Genomic DNA, 16,160 nt, shown 5'->3' with positions numbered 1-16,160 from the left:
GTGGCCGTCATCGACAAGACCGCGGTCGGCCGTGACCGCACCGCCGCGGCCACGACGGGCGCGGTCGCCGTGACGGCCGCGCTCGTGCTGCTGGTCGCGGTCCTCGCCGCCGTCGACATCACGCAGGGCACGGCCGACGTCGGCGCGTCGGAGGTCTGGGACGCGCTCACCGGGAACGCCGGGGCGGGGGACGCCTCCGTCGTCATCGCCTCCCGGTTGCCGAGGATGGCCGCCGCCGTGCTCGTCGGGCTGGCCCTCGGCATGGCCGGCTCCGCCCTCCAGGCGATCAGCCGGAACGTCCTCGCCTCACCGGACACCCTGGCCGTCAACGCCGGCTCCTACCTCGCTCTCGGCGTGCTCGCCGTCACCGGCACCACCCTCCCGCTCCTGGCCTCGTCCGGCGCCGCCTTCATCGGCGGACTCGCCGCCGCGGCGCTCGTGCTCAGGGTGTCCGGGCTCGGCAAGGGCAGTGTCCGTCTGGTGCTCGCCGGCACCGCCCTCATGCTGGGCCTCAACGCGGTGACCGAGGCGCTGCTCCTGCTGTTCCCCCAGGAGACCGAGGGTCTCTACCAGTGGAACCAGGGAAGCGTCGGGCAGAACGGCTTCGACGGAGTCCGACAGATGGCGCCGGTCATCGCCCTGGGCATCATCGGGCTGCTGCTCGTCGCCCGGCGGGTCGACGCCCTGGCCCTGGGTGACGACGCAGCCCGGGGACTGGGTGTGCCGGTCCGTGGGACCCGGGTCACCGCGGTCGTACTCGCCACCCTGCTCTCGGCGGCGGCCGTCACGGTCGCCGGCCCGATCGGTTTCGTCGGCCTCTGCGCGCCCGCGCTCGTCCGGCCGCTGGCACGCCGGTTCCGTGGGCTCGTCCGCTCACGGGTGAGCATGCCCGTGGCAGGACTCGTGGGAGCGGCTCTCGTGCTCGCCTCGGACGTGCTCCTGCGGGCGGTCGTGCCCGCCGACACCGCCGTGGAGGTGCCGACCGGCGTCGTCACCACCGTCGTCGGCGGGGTGTTCCTCGTCGTCATGGCGCTCCGTACCCGTGACACGGCCTCGGCGGAGGCCCCGGACCGGCTGCGGATACCCGGGCGGACGGCGTTCCTCGTCACCGTGGTGGCGCTCGTACTCGTCCTCGTGGGCCTGCTGTTCACCGCGGTGCTCATCGGCGACGCGAAGCTGTTGCTCGGCGACGTCATGAACTGGGCGCAGGGCAGGGCCGGGCGGGTCGTCACGTTCGTCCTCGACACCCGGGTGCCCCGGGTTTCCGCAGCACTCCTCGCGGGTGCCGCGCTCGCCCTGTCCGGCACCCTGGTGCAGGCCGTGACCCGTAACCCGCTCGCGGAACCGGGCGTGCTGGGAGTCTCCGGAGGCGCCGGGCTCGGCGCCGTCCTGCTGGTCACCACCGCGCAGTCCGCCGGCTCGTGGGAGGTGGCGGGCGCGGCGTTCGGCGGGGCGGCCGTCGCCGCGGCGATCGTCTTCGGGCTGGCGGCCCGGGGCGGTTTCCGGCAGAACCGGCTGGTCCTGCTCGGAATGGGCGTGTCCTCCGCCGCCGCGGCGCTGATCAGCCTGGTCATCGTGCTCAGCGATCCCTTCGACTCGACGAAGGCCCTCACCTGGCTGTCAGGGTCGACGTACGGGCGCACCGTGCCCGATTCGCTGCCGGTGGCCCTGGCGCTCGGCGTCGGCATCGTCGTGGCGGTGGTCAGCCGACGGGAACTGGACCTCGTCGCGCTCGACGAGGACACCCCGCGCCTCCTCGGCCTCGGGCTCCCCCGGGCACGCCTCGGCTTCCTCGTGGTGGCCGTCCTGCTCAGTGCCACGGCGGTCGCCGCCGCGGGCACGATCGCGTTCGTCGGACTGGTCGCCCCGCACGCGGCCCGCGCACTGGTCGGCAGACGTCATGCACGGGTGGTCCCGGTCGCGCTGCTGCTCGGGGCCGTCCTGGTCTGCCTCGCGGACCTGGTGGGACGCACGGTGATCGCCCCGGCCCAGCTCGGCGCCGGTCTGATGACGGCCGTCATCGGTGCGCCGTACTTCGTGTACCTGCTGGTCCGCACCCGGCGCTGAGACGCGGCGGGCGGGCTCCGGTCGGACGGCCGGAGCCCGCGCGTGCGTCGTCCCCGTCGCTCGTATCGGTAACACGCGGGACACACCTGCGTGTTGAAGCCTGCGCGGAGTGATCATAGACTCCTCCGCCGTCGGCTCCGGTGCGCGTCCGCGACAGTGATCCAGCTCCGCGGATGTGCGCGACCACTCTCACGCCCCTCGGGGCGGACCGAGGGCCGCTGCTCGGCCTGCACCACTGCGAAACCCCGTATCCACCCAGCCGGGAGAAGCATGTGAGAGCACGTCGCACAGCCAGATGGGCCGCCTCGGCCCTCGTCACCGCCCTCGCCGCGACCGGCATGTCCGCCGGGCCCGCTGCCGCCTCCGGGCCCGCTGCCACGCAGGGCCGCACCGGAGCGGTCGCCACCGCGACCACCCCCGTCACCCACGAGCAGAACGACCGCGTCCCGGAGGGTTCCCTCTGGACACAGCACTACTTCCCGTCGTCGGACCGGTCCGGCACCGAACTGCACGCGGACGTGCTGCTGCCCGAGGGGCTGCCGAAGAGGGCGAAGGTGCCCGTCATCCTGTCGGTCGGCCCGTACTTCGGGCACTCCGGCCAGTCGGGCGCGGAGGGCTGGACGCATACCGGTCCGTCCGACCGTTTCCAGGACTTCGTCGAGGGCACCGACCTGTTCGACGAGGGCTACGCCTTCGTCATGGTGGATCTGCGCGGCTTCGGCGGCTCCACCGGCTGCCTCGACTGGGGCGGCCCCGGCGAGCAGGCGGATGTGGAGGCCGCGATCGACTGGGCCTCGGAGCAGCCCTGGTCCACGGGCTCGGTGGGCCTGTACGGCAAGTCCTACGACGCGCTGACGGGTCTCATCGGCAACAACCTGGACCAACGCGCGCTCAAGGCCGTCGTCGCCCAGGAGCCCGTCTGGGACATGTACCAGTACATCTACTCCAACGGGGTACCGCGTCCGAACGTCACCGGCACCGCCCAGGCCTACAACTCCATCGCCACACTCGACCAGTTGCCGGACGACGACCCGCGCTATCTGGCCAACTCCCGTTACGAGGAGACCCATCCGGAGTGCCTGACGCGGAATGCGGCCGGTTACCGGATCGCGGACCAGGACGACGAGTTCTGGACCTCCCGCGACATGGCGAAGGCCGCCAGGGGCACCGACACCCCGCTCTTCGTGACGCAGGGCTTCATCGAGAACAACACGAAGCCCGAGGAGATGCAGGAGTACCTGGACAACCACAGGGGCCCCGAGCGTGGCTGGGTCGGTCAGTGGGAACACGTCCGGGGCGGGGACCGCACCAGCGACGGACGCCTGTCCATGGGGCGTGAGGGCTGGTACGACGAGACCCTCTCCTTCTACGACCAGTACCTCAAGGGCGTCCGGCCCGCGGTCCGCTACCCGGCCTACTCCGTCGAGGACTCCACCGGCGCCTGGCGGGCCCAGAAGACGTGGCCGGTGGTGGAACGTTCCGTCACGCTCCCTCTCGGCAGCGGATCGTACGTGGACGACGGCGGCCTCTCCACCCTTGCCGCCCTGCCCACGTCCGGCCTGCCGGACCCGCGCGACCGCGAGGAGCCCTCGGGCGAGTGGGACATGGAGAACGCCCCGGCGACCGACCGGGCGGCACCGGAGGGACTGGCCGAAGGGCAGGCCCTGCTGCAGGAGTCCGGCGCGGTCACGTCGAGCTTCTTCGTGTGGTCCGAACCGCTCAGGAAGACCGTGCGGATCACGGGGACTCCCCGGATCTCCCTGACCGCCGAGGGCAGGGGCAACGTCATGCTCAAGCTGTACGACGTCGCCCCGGACGGCACCGCCGTCATGTTCGACGAGCAGGTGTCGCTGCTCAGCACGGGCGGACTGACGGTCGACCTCAAGGCCACGGACTGGACCCTGGCGGCCGGGCACGTCCTGGCGGTGGAGATCGGGACCATCCGGACCGGATCGTGGCGGGACACGCCTTCCGGCGAGACCGTCGAGGTCGAGAAGGCTCGGCTCCGGCTGGACCTCGACGACCCTGCCGACGACATCGCGACCGGAGGCGCCCGCTCCCCGTACCTGGACACCTACCTGCGCCAGTACACGGTGGACCTGCCGGCCGGTCCCGCCACGTTCACGGTGCTCCCCGGCGGCCGCTTCTGATCACCTGGGCCGGCGCCCGGCTCCGAGGCTCCCGGACTTCCCGGGACCGTCGGCCGGCGCCGGCCCTTTCCGGTCACCGGAACGGCTCGGGGCTGCGTTATCGAGCCGAGCCGTCCGTCTCCGGCTCCTGCCGCACCTCGCTGAGCTGTTCCCGCAGGTAGTTCCAGACCACCGCGATCAGCGCGGCGACGGGCACGGCGAGGAGGCTGCCCACGATGCCCGCCAGGCTGCCGCCCAACGTCACCGCCAGCAGGATCACCGCGGCGTGCAGTCCGAGTCCGCGGCTCTGGATCATGGGCTGGAACACGTTGCCCTCGAGCTGCTGCACCCCGATGATGATCGCCAGCACGATCAGCGCGTCGGTCGGCCCGTTCGACACGAGGGCGATGAGCACGGCGACGAAGCCGGCGAACAGCGCTCCGACGATCGGCACGAACGCCGCCACGAAGGTCAGCACCGCCAGCGGGAGCACCAGGGGTACGCCCACGATCCACAGGCCGATGCCGATGAGGACGGCGTCGAGGAGGCCGACGTAGGCCTGGGAGCGCACGAACCCGCCCAGGGTGTCCCAAGCGCGCGACGCCACGGCAGGAACGTCGTTGGCGAACCGGCCGGGCAGCTGACGTGCGAGCCACGGCAGGAACTTGGGGCCGTCCTTGAGCATGAAGAACATCAGGAAGACCGCCAGGACGGCGGTGACCACGCCGTTGACCACCGTGCCCACCCCGGTGACGACCGTCGTCACCATGCTGCCGAGACTGTCCTGGATGCGGGCGGTCGCGGTGTCGAACGCACTGCTGATCTGATCGTCACCGATGTTGAGCGGGGGTCCGGAGGCCCACTCACGCACCCGCTGGATCCCTTCGACCACGCCGTCGGCCAACTCCCCGGACTGGGAGGCCACCGGAACCGCGATCAGTGCCACGACTCCACCCGCGACCAGGAGGAACAGCACGGTCACCAGCGAGGCCGCGAGTGCCGGAGGCAATCCGCGGCGGCGCAGGAACCGCGTCACGGGCCACGTCAGAGTGGTGAGCAACAAGCCCACTATGAGCGGCCAGACGACCGACCACATGCGCCCCAGCACCCACATTGCCAACGCGGTCATGACAAGGACCAGGATCAACTCGCCCGATACGCGCGCCGATGCGCGCAGGGCGGCGCGGGTCTTGGTGGAACTCAGCGTGACAGACATGGAGTCACCCTATGGGGCGACGGACCCGGAACCGGCCCACGGCCCTCACGCCGGGGAGCTGATCCGGGTCCGTCCTCTCCGCGTGGCGCGGAGGCGATCCGGGGCGACGGTTGTGCCCACTGCGGGCATCACGGCCGACGGCCCGGTCTCGGTGCCCGTCACGCGCGGGGACGAGGGCGTCGCGGTCGCGGATCCGGGACGCACGGCGGTCCGGCGGTTCAGTGACCGGTGAGTTCGCCGGTGAGCTTGGCGTGGAGGCCGGCGCTCGGCTCGTTCAGCCCGGTGATCTCGACGGACTTGCCGCGCTGGGCGTACTTGGTCTCGATGGCGTCGAGTGCGGCCACCGAGGAGGCGTCCCAGATGTGGGCGGCTGAGAGGTCGATGACGACCTTGTCCGGGTCGTCGGCGTAGTCGAACCGGCCCACGAGGTCGTTGGAGGAGGCGAAGAACAGCTCGCCGGTCACGGAGTACACCACGACCGTTCCGTCGGGGTCGGTGACGGACGTGACACGGGCGAGGTGGGCGACGCGCCTGGCGAAGACGACCATCGCGGTGACGGATCCGACGACGACGCCGACGGCGAGGTTCTCGGTGGCCACCACCACGACCACGGTGATGAGCATGACCGCGATCTCACCGGCGGGCATCCGCCCGAGGGTCTTCGGTGCGATGGAGTGCCAGTCGAACGTCGCGAACGAGACCATCACCATCACGGCCACCAGGGCGGCCATCGGGATGTCGGAGACGACGGGTCCGAAGACGATGCACAGCACCATCAGGAAGGCACCGGCGAGGAACGTGGAGAGCCGGGTGCGGGCACCGGACACCTTCACGTTGATCATCGTCTGGCCGATCATGGCGCAGCCGCCCATGCCGCCGAAGAAGCCGGTGACGATGTTGGCGATGCCCTGGCCGACGGATTCGCGGGTCTTGGAGGAGTGGGTGTCGGTGATGTCGTCGACCAGCTTCGCGGTCATCAGCGACTCCATGAGACCGACCAGTGCCATCGCGAAGGCGTACGGGGCGATCGTCGTCAAGGTGTCCATGGTGAACGGCACGTCCGGCAGACCGGGCACCGGAAGGGAGGAGGGCAGCTCGCCCTTGTCACCCACCGTCGGCACGGCGATACCGGCCGCGACCGTGATGACGGTGAGGATGACGATGGAGACCAGCGGCGCCGGGATCGCCCGGGTGACCTTCGGGAAGAACACCATCAGCGCGAGCCCGCCGATGAGCAGCGGGTACACCGCCCACGGCACGTCGCGCACCTCGGGCACCTGGGCCATGAAGACCAGGATCGCCAGTGCGTTGACGAAGCCGACCATCACCGAGCGCGGGATGAACCGCATCAGCTTCGCCACCCCGAGCGCGCCGAGGGCGATCTGGATGATCCCGGCCAGGATGACGGCGGAGATCATGTATCCCAGGCCGTGCTCGCGGTTCAGGGGGGCGATGACGAGGGCGACGGCGCCGGTGGCGGCGGAGATCATCGCCCGCCGTCCGCCGACGACCGAGATGACGACGGCCATGGTGAACGACGCGAACAGTCCGATGGCCGGGTCCACCCCGGCGATGATCGAGAACGAGATCGCCTCGGGGATCAGGGCGAGACCGACGACCAGGCCTGCCAGGATCTCGGTGCGCCAGATCTTGGGGTCGCCCAGCCAGTCCGGACGCAGTCCACGCAGCCGCGCAGCGGGGGTCACAACGGAAGAAGACAAGGAAGCGGGAACCTGTCGTACTCGGGCACGGCCCGCCGACAGGCAAGGGCGTGCGGAAGCGCGCAGGGACCGGGCCGGCACCCCGCGGACGGCCTGCGGGGCGGGCCGGGAAGTCGGGAAGGAAGATCAGTGCGGGGGCCAGGCGCGGGCTCATGGCCCGGCGGCTCAGGTCCGGTCGCGGAGGGTCACGGCGGGCAGACGGTGGCGGTCGACGTCACGGGCACACGCACCGCTCTCTCCCGCAGGGCTCGGATCTTGCCCGGGAACACCATCGGCCCCGGAAGGCAGGTGACGGGACAGCCGGGCCACCCTCGCCACGACAACTCTACCCTAACGTTAGAGTTGACTTCGGTGCGTCGCACGGAACGCGGACCGACACGACGAGAAGGACCGGGGCCAAGGGCGTGGACCACAAACACATGCAGATCGGCGAAGTCGCAGCACGGACCGAACTGTCCTTGCGCACCATCCGTCACTACGAGGAATCGGGCCTGGTCATCCCATCGGCCCGCTCCCAGGGCGGATTCCGCCTCTACACCGAGACCGACGTCTCCCGGCTCATGGTCATCCGCCGCATGAAGCCCCTCGGCTTCACCCTGGAACAGATGGGCGACCTGCTGGACGCCACCGACCGTCTCGACGCCGGCGGCGTGCCCGATACCGGCGAGCGAGAGGCGCTGGTGGCGCGGGTGCGCCTCTACGAGCGGGCTGCGGTCGAGCAGGTGGAGAAGCTACGGGTCCAGCTGGCCCGAGCCGAGGAGTTCGCCGCCACCCTGGGCGCCCGCCTGGACCCGGACGGGTCCACCGCCCGGTCCTGACGGTGCGGGTCACCGGAGCGCGCACCCGCCGCCCGTCCCGTACCCGAAGCATGCGGGGCGCCGGGCCGCCGGAACACGGGCGGCCATGACCCGGGATCCGGGTCGCGAACTGCTCGCCGTCCGCACCTGACCTGGCGCGCGCTCCAGGTCCGGGTATGGAGGGCATGACGAACACCGACCCCCAAGTCGTCCTGGGCACCACGGACTTCGGCACCCGCGTCGACACCGACCAGGCCGTCGCGATCCTCGATGCTCTCGTCGCCGGCGGCGGTGTCCGGCTCGACACCGCGAACTGCTGCACCTTCCTGGCCGACCCCAGCGGCATCGGCGGCGCCACCGAACCGAAGTCATGGAGTTTCAGTGAATACCCTGTGGAATTCATGTCGGTGGGTCCGCTTATGCTGCACGCGAAGATCACGCGGGACCAGGGGAGGGCGCGACATGTTCGGCAAGCTGTTCGGCAGGGGCGAGGACAGACCGGCGGAGGATCCGCACGCCCTTCCCGTCCCGCGCAGGCAGAGGAACGGGATGTACAACCTGCGCGCCCTCGGCGACAGGCGGGTGCTCACGCTCGTGGAGGCGGCCGACGCGGGCGAGTGGGAAGACGTGAAGGCGGCGCTGGCCCCCTTCGATCTCGGTCGCGAGCACCGCGTCCTCGGTGAACTCGCCGATCTGGACGGTGTGCAGGACTGGATCGGCCGGGCCGTCGAGGAGGACGAGGAGCACCGGGCGACGGCCCTGCTCATCTCCGGCGCGCGCCACATCCGCTGGGGCTGGGAGGCCCGAACCGCCGCGCGGGCCGTGAACGTCACCCAGGAGCAGTGGCGCGTGTTCCACGAGCGGCTCCACATCGCCGAGGACCAGTTGCTCGAAGCCGCCGAGTTGCGCCCCGAATGGGTCACACCGTGGCGCCAACTCCTCACCTCGGGCATGGGGATGTCACTGGACCGCAGCATCAACGAGACCCGACTCGACGCCGCGCTGCGCCGTGACCCGCTGGACCTGGAGACCCACACCGCCTGGATCTCGCAGTCACAGCCCCGCTGGGGCGGCGAGCCCGGCCAGGCCCTGGCGTTCGCCCGTGACGCGTTCGCCCGAGCCCCGCAGGGACACGGGCTCGGTTGCGTGATCGCCATGGCTCACATCGAGGAATGGGTCGAGTCCGACGACCAGAGCTGCCTCGAAACTCCCGAGATCCGGGAAGAGTTGCGTGACGCGGCCGACCACAGCGTTCTGCATCCCGCCTACGTCCGGCGCCTGGGCTGGCAGAGCGACTTCAACACCTTCGCCATGGCCCTGTCCCTGGCCGGTGAGCGGCACACGGTCCGCCGTGTCTTCCAGGTGCTCGACGGCGCCTACACCACCTGGCCCTGGACCTACTTCGCGGAACCCGAGGAGCAGTTCGCCCGTCACCACCGTCGCGCCTGAGCGCGCGCCGGTCCCGGCTCTGCCCACCCGTCGCCCCTCCCACCCCGGACTGCCCCATGACTCTGCCCGACACCGCCTCGAACCCGGCCGGCGCCGACCGCACCTTCCAGGTGGACCTGCGCGGTCTCGTCGATCTCCTCTCCCACCACCTCTACTCCAGCCCCCGCGTCTACCTCCGTGAACTCCTGCAGAACGCCGTGGACGCGCTGACCGCCCGACACGGCCTCGAACCGGACTCCCCCGCCGACGCCTTCGGCATCCGCCTGTACGCCGACGGCTCCCTCGTACGCGTCGAGGACGACGGCGTCGGCCTCACCGAAGCCGACGTGCACACCTTCCTCGCCACGATCGGCCGCAGCAGCAAGCGGGCCACGGCAGCCCCGTCGGCCGAACCCGTCCCGGGCTGGGGAAGCGTCACCGACCAGCGCGGCGACTTCATCGGCCAGTTCGGGATCGGCCTGCTCTCCTGCTTCCTGGTCGCGGACGAGATCCACGTCGTGAGCCGCTCCGCCCGCACCCCGGGCGCGCCCGCCGTGGAGTGGCGGGGCCGGGGCGACGGCAGCTACACCGTCCGCACCCTGCCCGCCTCCGCGCACCCCGGCCCCGGCACCACCGTCACGCTGACACCGCGTGCCGACGCGGGCGAGTGGACCGAGCCGGCGCGGGTCCACGCGCTCGCCCAGCACTACGGATCCCTGCTGCGCCACCCCGTGACCTTCACCGACGGAGCCTTCGGCGCGGGTGTGTCCGTCAACCCCGAGCCGGCGCCCTGGGTTCGTTCGTACCCCACGCCGGGCACCCGCTCCCGCGCACTGGCCGCGTACGGCCAGGAGGTCTTCGGGTTCGAGCCGCTGGACACCATCGACCTCGACCTCCCGGCGGTCGGCCTGAAGGGCATCGCGTGCGTGCTGCCCGAGACGGTGCCCGCCGGACGCCGACACGGACACCGCGTACACATCAAGGGCATGCTGCTCTCGGAGCAGGCCGAAGAGATCCTGCCCGAGTGGGCGTTCTTCGTCCGTTGCGTCGTGGACGCCGAGAGCCTGCGCCCGACGGCGTCCCGCGAGTCCTTGTACGAGGACGACACCCTCGCCGCCGTCCGCGACGCCCTCGCCGACCGGCTCCGCGCGTGGATCGCCCGAGCCGCCGCCAGCGACCCGGACCTGCTCAGCCGCTTCCTCCAGGCCCACCACCTGGCCGTGAAGTCGCTCGCGGTGCACGACGACGAGATCCTTCGGATGCTGCTGCCCTGGCTGCCGTTCGAGACCACCGACGGGCACACCACCCTCGACTCATTCGCCCGCAGCCACCGCACGGTGCTCGTCACGTCGAGCGTGGAGGAGTTCCGGCAGGTCGCGGCGATCGCCTCGGCCGCCGGCCTCGGCGTCGTCAACGGCGGCTACACCTACGACCGCGAACTGGTCCACCGACTGCCCGAGATCCGGCCCGAGGCCGTGGTCGACGACCTCGACCCGGCGACTCTCACCGCCCACCTCGACCCCGTCGACCGCGAGGTCGAACTGGCCGCCGGCGCCTACCTCGCCCGGGCCCGCGACGCCCTCGCCGTCTTCGACTGCGACGTCGCGCTGCGCGCCTTCCAGCCGGCCTCCGCGCCCGCGCTCCTCGTGGACAGCCGTGAGGCCCGGCACGAGCGCACCCGCTCACAGCTCGCCCGGGAGCAGGAAGGCGGCCTGTGGGGTGACATCCTCGGTGCCCTGCGCCAGGAGGCCCCCCGCGCCCAGCTGATCCTCAACCAGCTCAACCCGCTGGTCCGGACCGCCGTCGCCATCGACGAGCCCGAACTGGCACGCACCAGTGCCGAAGCCCTCTACGGGCAGGCCGCCCTGCTGTCCCGGCGCCCGCTCAGGCCCGCCGAATCGAGCCTCATCAACCGCTCGTTCCTCGACCTTCTCGCCCACGCCCTCCGCAAGGACAGCTGACGATGACCACCGCACCCCACCCCCAGAGCACCGACGAGCTGTACCGGGCGCTGCAGGAGAACGACCGGCGCCCCTACGGCCGCACCCGCACCGTCACCGCCGAGGAACTCGTCGCCGCGGCCGAACAGTTCGAGGAGCCCGTCCCACTCGTCCACGCGCTCTTCGAACTCCAGGAGTCGTACACCTACGGCTCCGAACCCCGCAAGTCGCCCGTCGTCTTCGCCCGCCTGCTCACCCTCTTCGACGAGCAGCCCGACGTCTTCGACGAGCGCCTGCGCCACCTGCTGTTCTGGCGGTTCAAGTGGGTGGCCAACGCCTTGCGCGCACTGCCCGAGATGCCTCTGACCGCCCTGCACCAGTGGCTCACGGAGATGCGCGAGCGATACACCACGGCCGGGCTCGGCCTCCAGCCCTACTACGGGCAGGCGTACCAGCTCGCCGCCCACATCGGAGAGGGCACCGGCCTCGCCTACGAGCTGTGGGCGGCCCGCACCCGGACCCGGCTCAGCGACTGCGAGGCCTGCGAGATCTGCGAGCGCGCCCTCCACCACCTCAGGGCGGGCGACGACGAACGGGCGCTGCGAGCCTGGGAACCCGTACTCGACGGCAAGGAGTCCTGCCAGGAGGAACCGGACCGCTCCCTCTCCTACGCCCTGCTGCCCTTGCTGCGCACCGGGCACGCCGACCGGGCACGCGTACTGCACCTCTCCGGCTACCGGAGCTGCCGCCGCAACCCCTCGATGTCCGGGGAGGTCGGCCGCCACCTGGAGTTCTGCGCGCTGACCGGCAACGAGGCCCGCGGTCTGGAACTGCTCGCCGAGAACCGGAACCTGCTCGACGAGGTGGACTCGCCGCTGGACCTGCTCGACTTCCTCACCGGGGTCGAGGTCCTCCTCGCCCGCGTCGAGTCCCTCGGCCACGGCGAGCTGCCCGCCGCCGGGTACGCGGGCCGCGCCTGGACGGTGGCCGGCCTGCGTGCCGAGGTGCGGGGCCGCGCCGACGACCTCGCCGCCCGCTTCGACACCCGCAACGGCACCACGGCCCACGCCGGCCGCCGCAGGACCCGACTCGAGCGGGCCCCGCTCCTGGAGGCGCTGGAGCTGACCCTGCGCCCCCGCAGCCTCGACGACATGGCCCCGGCGGCCCCGGCCGCCGGCCGTGAGGCCGGCGTCGTCCCTGAGTCGTTGTCCGAACTCATCTCCCGGGCCAGGGCACTGGACGAACAGGGGCACCCGGACGCGGGGGCCTGCTGGGCGCGGCTGCGCACCCTGGTCACCGCCCGCGACTACTCCCACCCCGACGATCCCACCGCCGGTCCGCCGGTCCGGCTACGCGCGGACCTGCTGGCCGAGGAGGCGGGCCGGTCCGGCGAGAAGGAGGAGTACGCCGACGCGGCCGCACTCTACGAGGAGGCCGCCGGCCTCTACGAGGACGCCGAGACGCCCGGCCACGCGGTGGTCGCCCATGCCTGCGCCCTGCTCGCCGCCGCCCGGATACCCACCGAAGGCGAGGACACGGCCGAGGCCAAGGCCGCCGCGCTGACCGCGGCGCACACGTCCGTGGTGCAGCTGCACGAGAAGGCGTCCGGCCTCGCCCCCTACCAGGAGGGCCGCCTGCTGCGGCTCCGGGCGTCCGCACTCGGCCTGCGCCTGCAGACGACCGGCAGCGAGGAGCACATCGCACCGGCCTTCGCCGAGGTGGAGCTGCTGCACGCCTTCGCCACCCGCCACGACGTCCTGAGCCAGATCTCCGGCGCCCACCTGCTGCGGGCCAGCGCCCACGCCGTCTCCGGGGACCTGCCGGCCGCGATCACCGAGATCGACGCGCTCCGCGAGCGGCTGGAGGCACACGGCCCCGAGTGGCACCTGCCCCGCGCCCTCGGCCTGCGGGGCCGGCTGCAGCTCGGCCTGCAGGACGCCCAGGCGGCGCACGCGGACCTCACCGAAGGGCTGCGGCTCGCCGCCGCGTGGCCGGCCGACGCGGTCGACGCCGCCCGCCTCCACTCCGACCTGGCCCAGGCGACCATGTACCTGGGCCGCCCCGACGAGGCACTGCGGCACCTGACACGCTCCGCTGAGCTCGACCTGCGCCACGGCAGCCGCATCGACGCGTTCTGCACCTACAGCAACGCGGCCCAGCTCAGCCTCGACCTGGGCCGCGTCGAGGACTGCATCGCCCTGCTGGACTCCCTCCTGGCCGAACCGGACGCCACGTCCGGCGAACTGGACGACCGGCTCCTGGCGCAGTTGCGCCTGACCCGCGCCCGCGCCCTGCACGCCGGGGAGGACCTCAAGGCGGCCGTGGCGGAGTTCGTCGCACTCGCCGCCGAATCGGCCGGCTGGGACGACGACCCCGGAAGCCACGCCATGATCGCCGCGGAGACGGCCGTACTCCTCGGCGAATCGGGAGAGTTCGAGCGGGCGGGTGAGGCCATGGGCCGAGCGCTCGCAGCCCACGCCCGTGCCCCGCGCTACGAGCAGCTCAGCCGCTGCCTTCGGGAGCTCGCCCGCCTCCAGGCCCAGCAGCAGGGCCCCGACGGCCTGACCGGTGCCCTCGCCCGCCTCGCCGAGGCGAGCGGGATCGCCGACGAGGCGCGTGCCGCCGGCCACGAGGCGCACGGCCGCTCCCTGGACGGCGCGCTGGCCTACGAACACGGGCGGGTCAACGCCTACGCCGGCGCCCACGAGGACGCTCTCGCCGCCCTGGAGAAGGCTCTCGCCCTGGTCGGCGAGCCGGGACCGGACGTGGACCAGGCCGGAGAGTGGGCCGAGTGCGTCCGTTTCGCCGGCGCGGTGGAAGGCGTCTATCTGAAGCGCACCGCCCCCGCCCTGGTCCGCCTCGACGCGGCGGTCGCCCGGCTGGGCGCACTCGGGCACACGGAGCTGGCCGAGCCGCTGACCTCCCTGGCCGCCCGGCTGCGCGACCAGGAGTGACGGAGGGCACCCTGGCGGCACGGTGCCGGATCGGCGCCGGGGCACCCGCCCCGGCGCCGTCCCGTGCCGGCAAACGTCCAGGTCAGCGCTGTCTCCCCCGAGCCTTCAGAGGTACTGGGGGCAACGCGGGAGCAGGGAGCGGCGCACCGTCGTAGCCACGTACGGCGCCGAACCGATCGCCCTTCATCCAGTCCTCGCGGGCCTGCGTGATCTCGTCCTGGGTTCTGGCCACGAAGTTCCACCACATCACGATCTCCTCCGCGAACGGCTCGCCGCCCAGGAGCATCAGTCCGGCGTCGGAGGCCGCGCGCAGCGGCAGTTCGGTGCGGCCGCAGCCCAGGTAGAGCATCGACCCGGGCATGACGGGGACCCCGTCGACCTCGGCCTCGCCGGACATCGCGAGCACCGCGTACTCGAAGTCGGCCTCCAGCGGCAGGCGGGCCTCGGCGCCGGCGGTCAGGGTGAGGTCAGCTCCGACGATCGGCGTGTAGGCCTTTCCGGGCGACGTGACCCCGTCGAGCTCCCCCAGAATCACGGTGCAGGTCAGGCCCGGGGCCGTGACGGTGGGCAGGTCGGTATGGTGCTGGAAGTGCGGCTCGACATGCCGGTCGGCATCGGGCAGGGCCACCCAGAGCTGGGCGCCGTGCAGGAGCCGGGCGTGTGGCCGCGGGCTCTCCTCGGAGTGACTGATGGCTCTGCCGGATGTCATCAGGCCGAGCTCGCGGGGCTTGATCTGCTGGAGGCTGCCCAGGCTGTCGCGGTGCAGGACCTCACCGTCGTGCAGCCAACTGACCGTCTGCAGGCCCATATGAGGGTGAGGAGGCACCTGCATCCCCGGTTCGTCGGCGATGTCGTCGGGCCCGTAGTGGTCCACGAACGCCCAGGCGCCGACCATACGACGCCCCAGGTTGGGCAGCAGTCTGCGCACCTCGGTGGATTCGCCGAGCTGAACCCGGCGCGGAGTGAGGAGCTCACGTACGGGTTCGGCGACAACGAAACCGCGTCCTCCGCAGACGGAGAGAGCGGCCTGGCGATCGAGATTGCTCATGGCGCACAACCTATTCCTCTCCCTGTCATGGGCGCCGGTCCCCACGCCGAAGATTTAGTGGAATATTCAACAACATGGGCGTGTTGACGCGCCTGAAGCATTCCGGCCGAGGAGGAGAAGTGAACGACACCTACTACGAGTTCGGTACACCCGCGGACCGCTGGGACCGGGCACAGCTCTTCTTCGAGGCGAAGGAGTACCTGACCGCGGCGCGGATCCTCGGCGGGCTGGTGCAGGAGGTGCCGGAGCAGGTGGCACCGCGACTGCTGCTGGCGCGCGCCTACTACCACTCGGCCCGGCTGGCCAAGGCCGAGACGGAGCTGCGCGAGGTCCTGGAGCGCGACCCGGTCGAGGACTACGCGCGGCTGATGCTCGGACGCACCCTCGAACGCCAGGGCCGGCACACGGAGGCGGCCACGCACCTGCGGATGGCTCAGGCGATGACCGAGGACCTCGGGCCCGAGCTTCCGGCGCGGGAGCCGCAGAGCGAGGGGTGACACGCACACCAGGAGACGGGTGGGCCGGGCGACCGCCCGGCCCACCCCGTCGTCGGCCCACCGTCGCGCGGTGCGGTGGAACAGCGGTGCGCCAGGGGGTGTTGCGAAAGTAGCGCCGTCCGCCCGAAGGGCGGGCCTGGCGGCGTCTGGTGCGTGCGATCGCAAGGCGGAGGGTCGCCCCGATACTGGATGTATCGGAGTGATCCCGACAACGCGGCGAGCGTGCGTGCCAGACGCCGCCAGGCAGGCGGGACTTCCGAAACACGCCCTAGCTTGATCTTTAACCTGTGCGGCGTGGGCGTGGGGTCGTTGACTTCTTTGTTCGTCGCTTTGCGGGGCCGGGTTTGCCGACGGTGTGCACGT

At 71.8% G+C, this 16,160-nt stretch carries 10 protein-coding genes and 1 pseudogene; 8 read left to right on the top strand and 3 right to left on the bottom strand.

Annotated elements, in window-relative coordinates:
- Positions 1–2,067 carry an iron ABC transporter permease gene (locus tag ABT001_RS24120; protein WP_351281079.1) on the top strand — a complete coding sequence of 689 codons (2,067 nt, stop codon included), beginning with the start codon at positions 1–3 and terminating at the stop codon, positions 2,065–2,067.
- A 272-nt stretch (positions 2,068–2,339) separates the two neighbouring features.
- Positions 2,340–4,217, top strand: a complete 1,878-nt coding sequence (locus ABT001_RS24115) for a CocE/NonD family hydrolase (RefSeq protein WP_351281076.1) — start codon at positions 2,340–2,342, stop codon at positions 4,215–4,217.
- 97 nt (positions 4,218–4,314) lie between these two features.
- On the opposite strand, the gene ABT001_RS24110 is transcribed toward ABT001_RS24115, so the two are convergent.
- Together ABT001_RS24110 and ABT001_RS24105 are read right to left on the bottom strand one after the other, a co-directional pair.
- A complete protein-coding gene (locus tag ABT001_RS24110) occupies positions 4,315–5,412 on the bottom strand; it encodes an AI-2E family transporter (RefSeq protein ID WP_351281073.1) in 1,098 nt (365 codons plus the stop codon).
- Between the two features lie 218 nt (positions 5,413–5,630).
- Positions 5,631–7,118 carry a SulP family inorganic anion transporter gene (locus ABT001_RS24105; protein WP_502967515.1) on the bottom strand — a complete coding sequence of 496 codons (1,488 nt, stop codon included), beginning with the start codon at positions 7,116–7,118 and terminating at the stop codon, positions 5,631–5,633.
- A 419-nt stretch (positions 7,119–7,537) separates the two neighbouring features.
- On the opposite strand from ABT001_RS24105, the gene ABT001_RS24100 reads away from it, so the two are divergent.
- The 5 genes and pseudogenes from ABT001_RS24100 (at position 7,538) to ABT001_RS24080 (ending at position 14,252) form a co-directional block, all read left to right on the top strand.
- Positions 7,538–7,951, top strand: coding sequence for a MerR family transcriptional regulator (locus ABT001_RS24100; RefSeq protein ID WP_351281068.1), 414 nt, complete (start codon positions 7,538–7,540; stop codon positions 7,949–7,951).
- 164 nt (positions 7,952–8,115) lie between these two features.
- Positions 8,116–8,292 (top strand): annotated as a pseudogene (locus tag ABT001_RS24095) (aldo/keto reductase); the annotation flags it as partial.
- 100 nt (positions 8,293–8,392) lie between these two features.
- Entirely contained in the window at positions 8,393–9,379 is a 987-nt protein-coding gene (locus ABT001_RS24090) for a hypothetical protein (RefSeq protein WP_351281065.1), read from the top strand.
- Positions 9,380–9,435: 56 nt separating this feature from the next.
- Positions 9,436–11,319: an HSP90 family protein gene (locus ABT001_RS24085; protein ID WP_351281062.1), complete on the top strand. Its 1,884-nt coding sequence runs from the start codon at positions 9,436–9,438 to the stop codon at positions 11,317–11,319.
- 2 nt (positions 11,320–11,321) lie between these two features.
- Positions 11,322–14,252 (top strand): hypothetical protein, encoded by a 2,931-nt coding sequence (locus ABT001_RS24080; RefSeq protein ID WP_351281059.1) that lies wholly within the window; start codon positions 11,322–11,324, stop codon positions 14,250–14,252.
- Positions 14,253–14,334: 82 nt separating this feature from the next.
- On the opposite strand, the gene ABT001_RS24075 is transcribed toward ABT001_RS24080, so the two are convergent.
- Positions 14,335–15,300, bottom strand: a complete 966-nt coding sequence (locus ABT001_RS24075) for a pirin family protein (RefSeq protein WP_351281057.1) — start codon at positions 15,298–15,300, stop codon at positions 14,335–14,337.
- Between the two features lie 119 nt (positions 15,301–15,419).
- On the opposite strand from ABT001_RS24075, the gene ABT001_RS24070 reads away from it, so the two are divergent.
- Entirely contained in the window at positions 15,420–15,797 is a 378-nt protein-coding gene (locus tag ABT001_RS24070; RefSeq protein ID WP_351281054.1) for a tetratricopeptide repeat protein, read from the top strand.
- Positions 15,798–16,160: the final 363 nt, after the last annotated feature.

The sequence above is a fragment of the Streptomyces sp. NPDC002793 genome, assembly GCF_040295485.1.
Classification (GTDB): Bacteria; Actinomycetota; Actinomycetes; order Streptomycetales; family Streptomycetaceae; genus Streptomyces.
The sequence above is the reverse complement of the archived record's forward strand: the minus strand, read 5'-3'. Positions and strand labels throughout refer to the sequence as shown.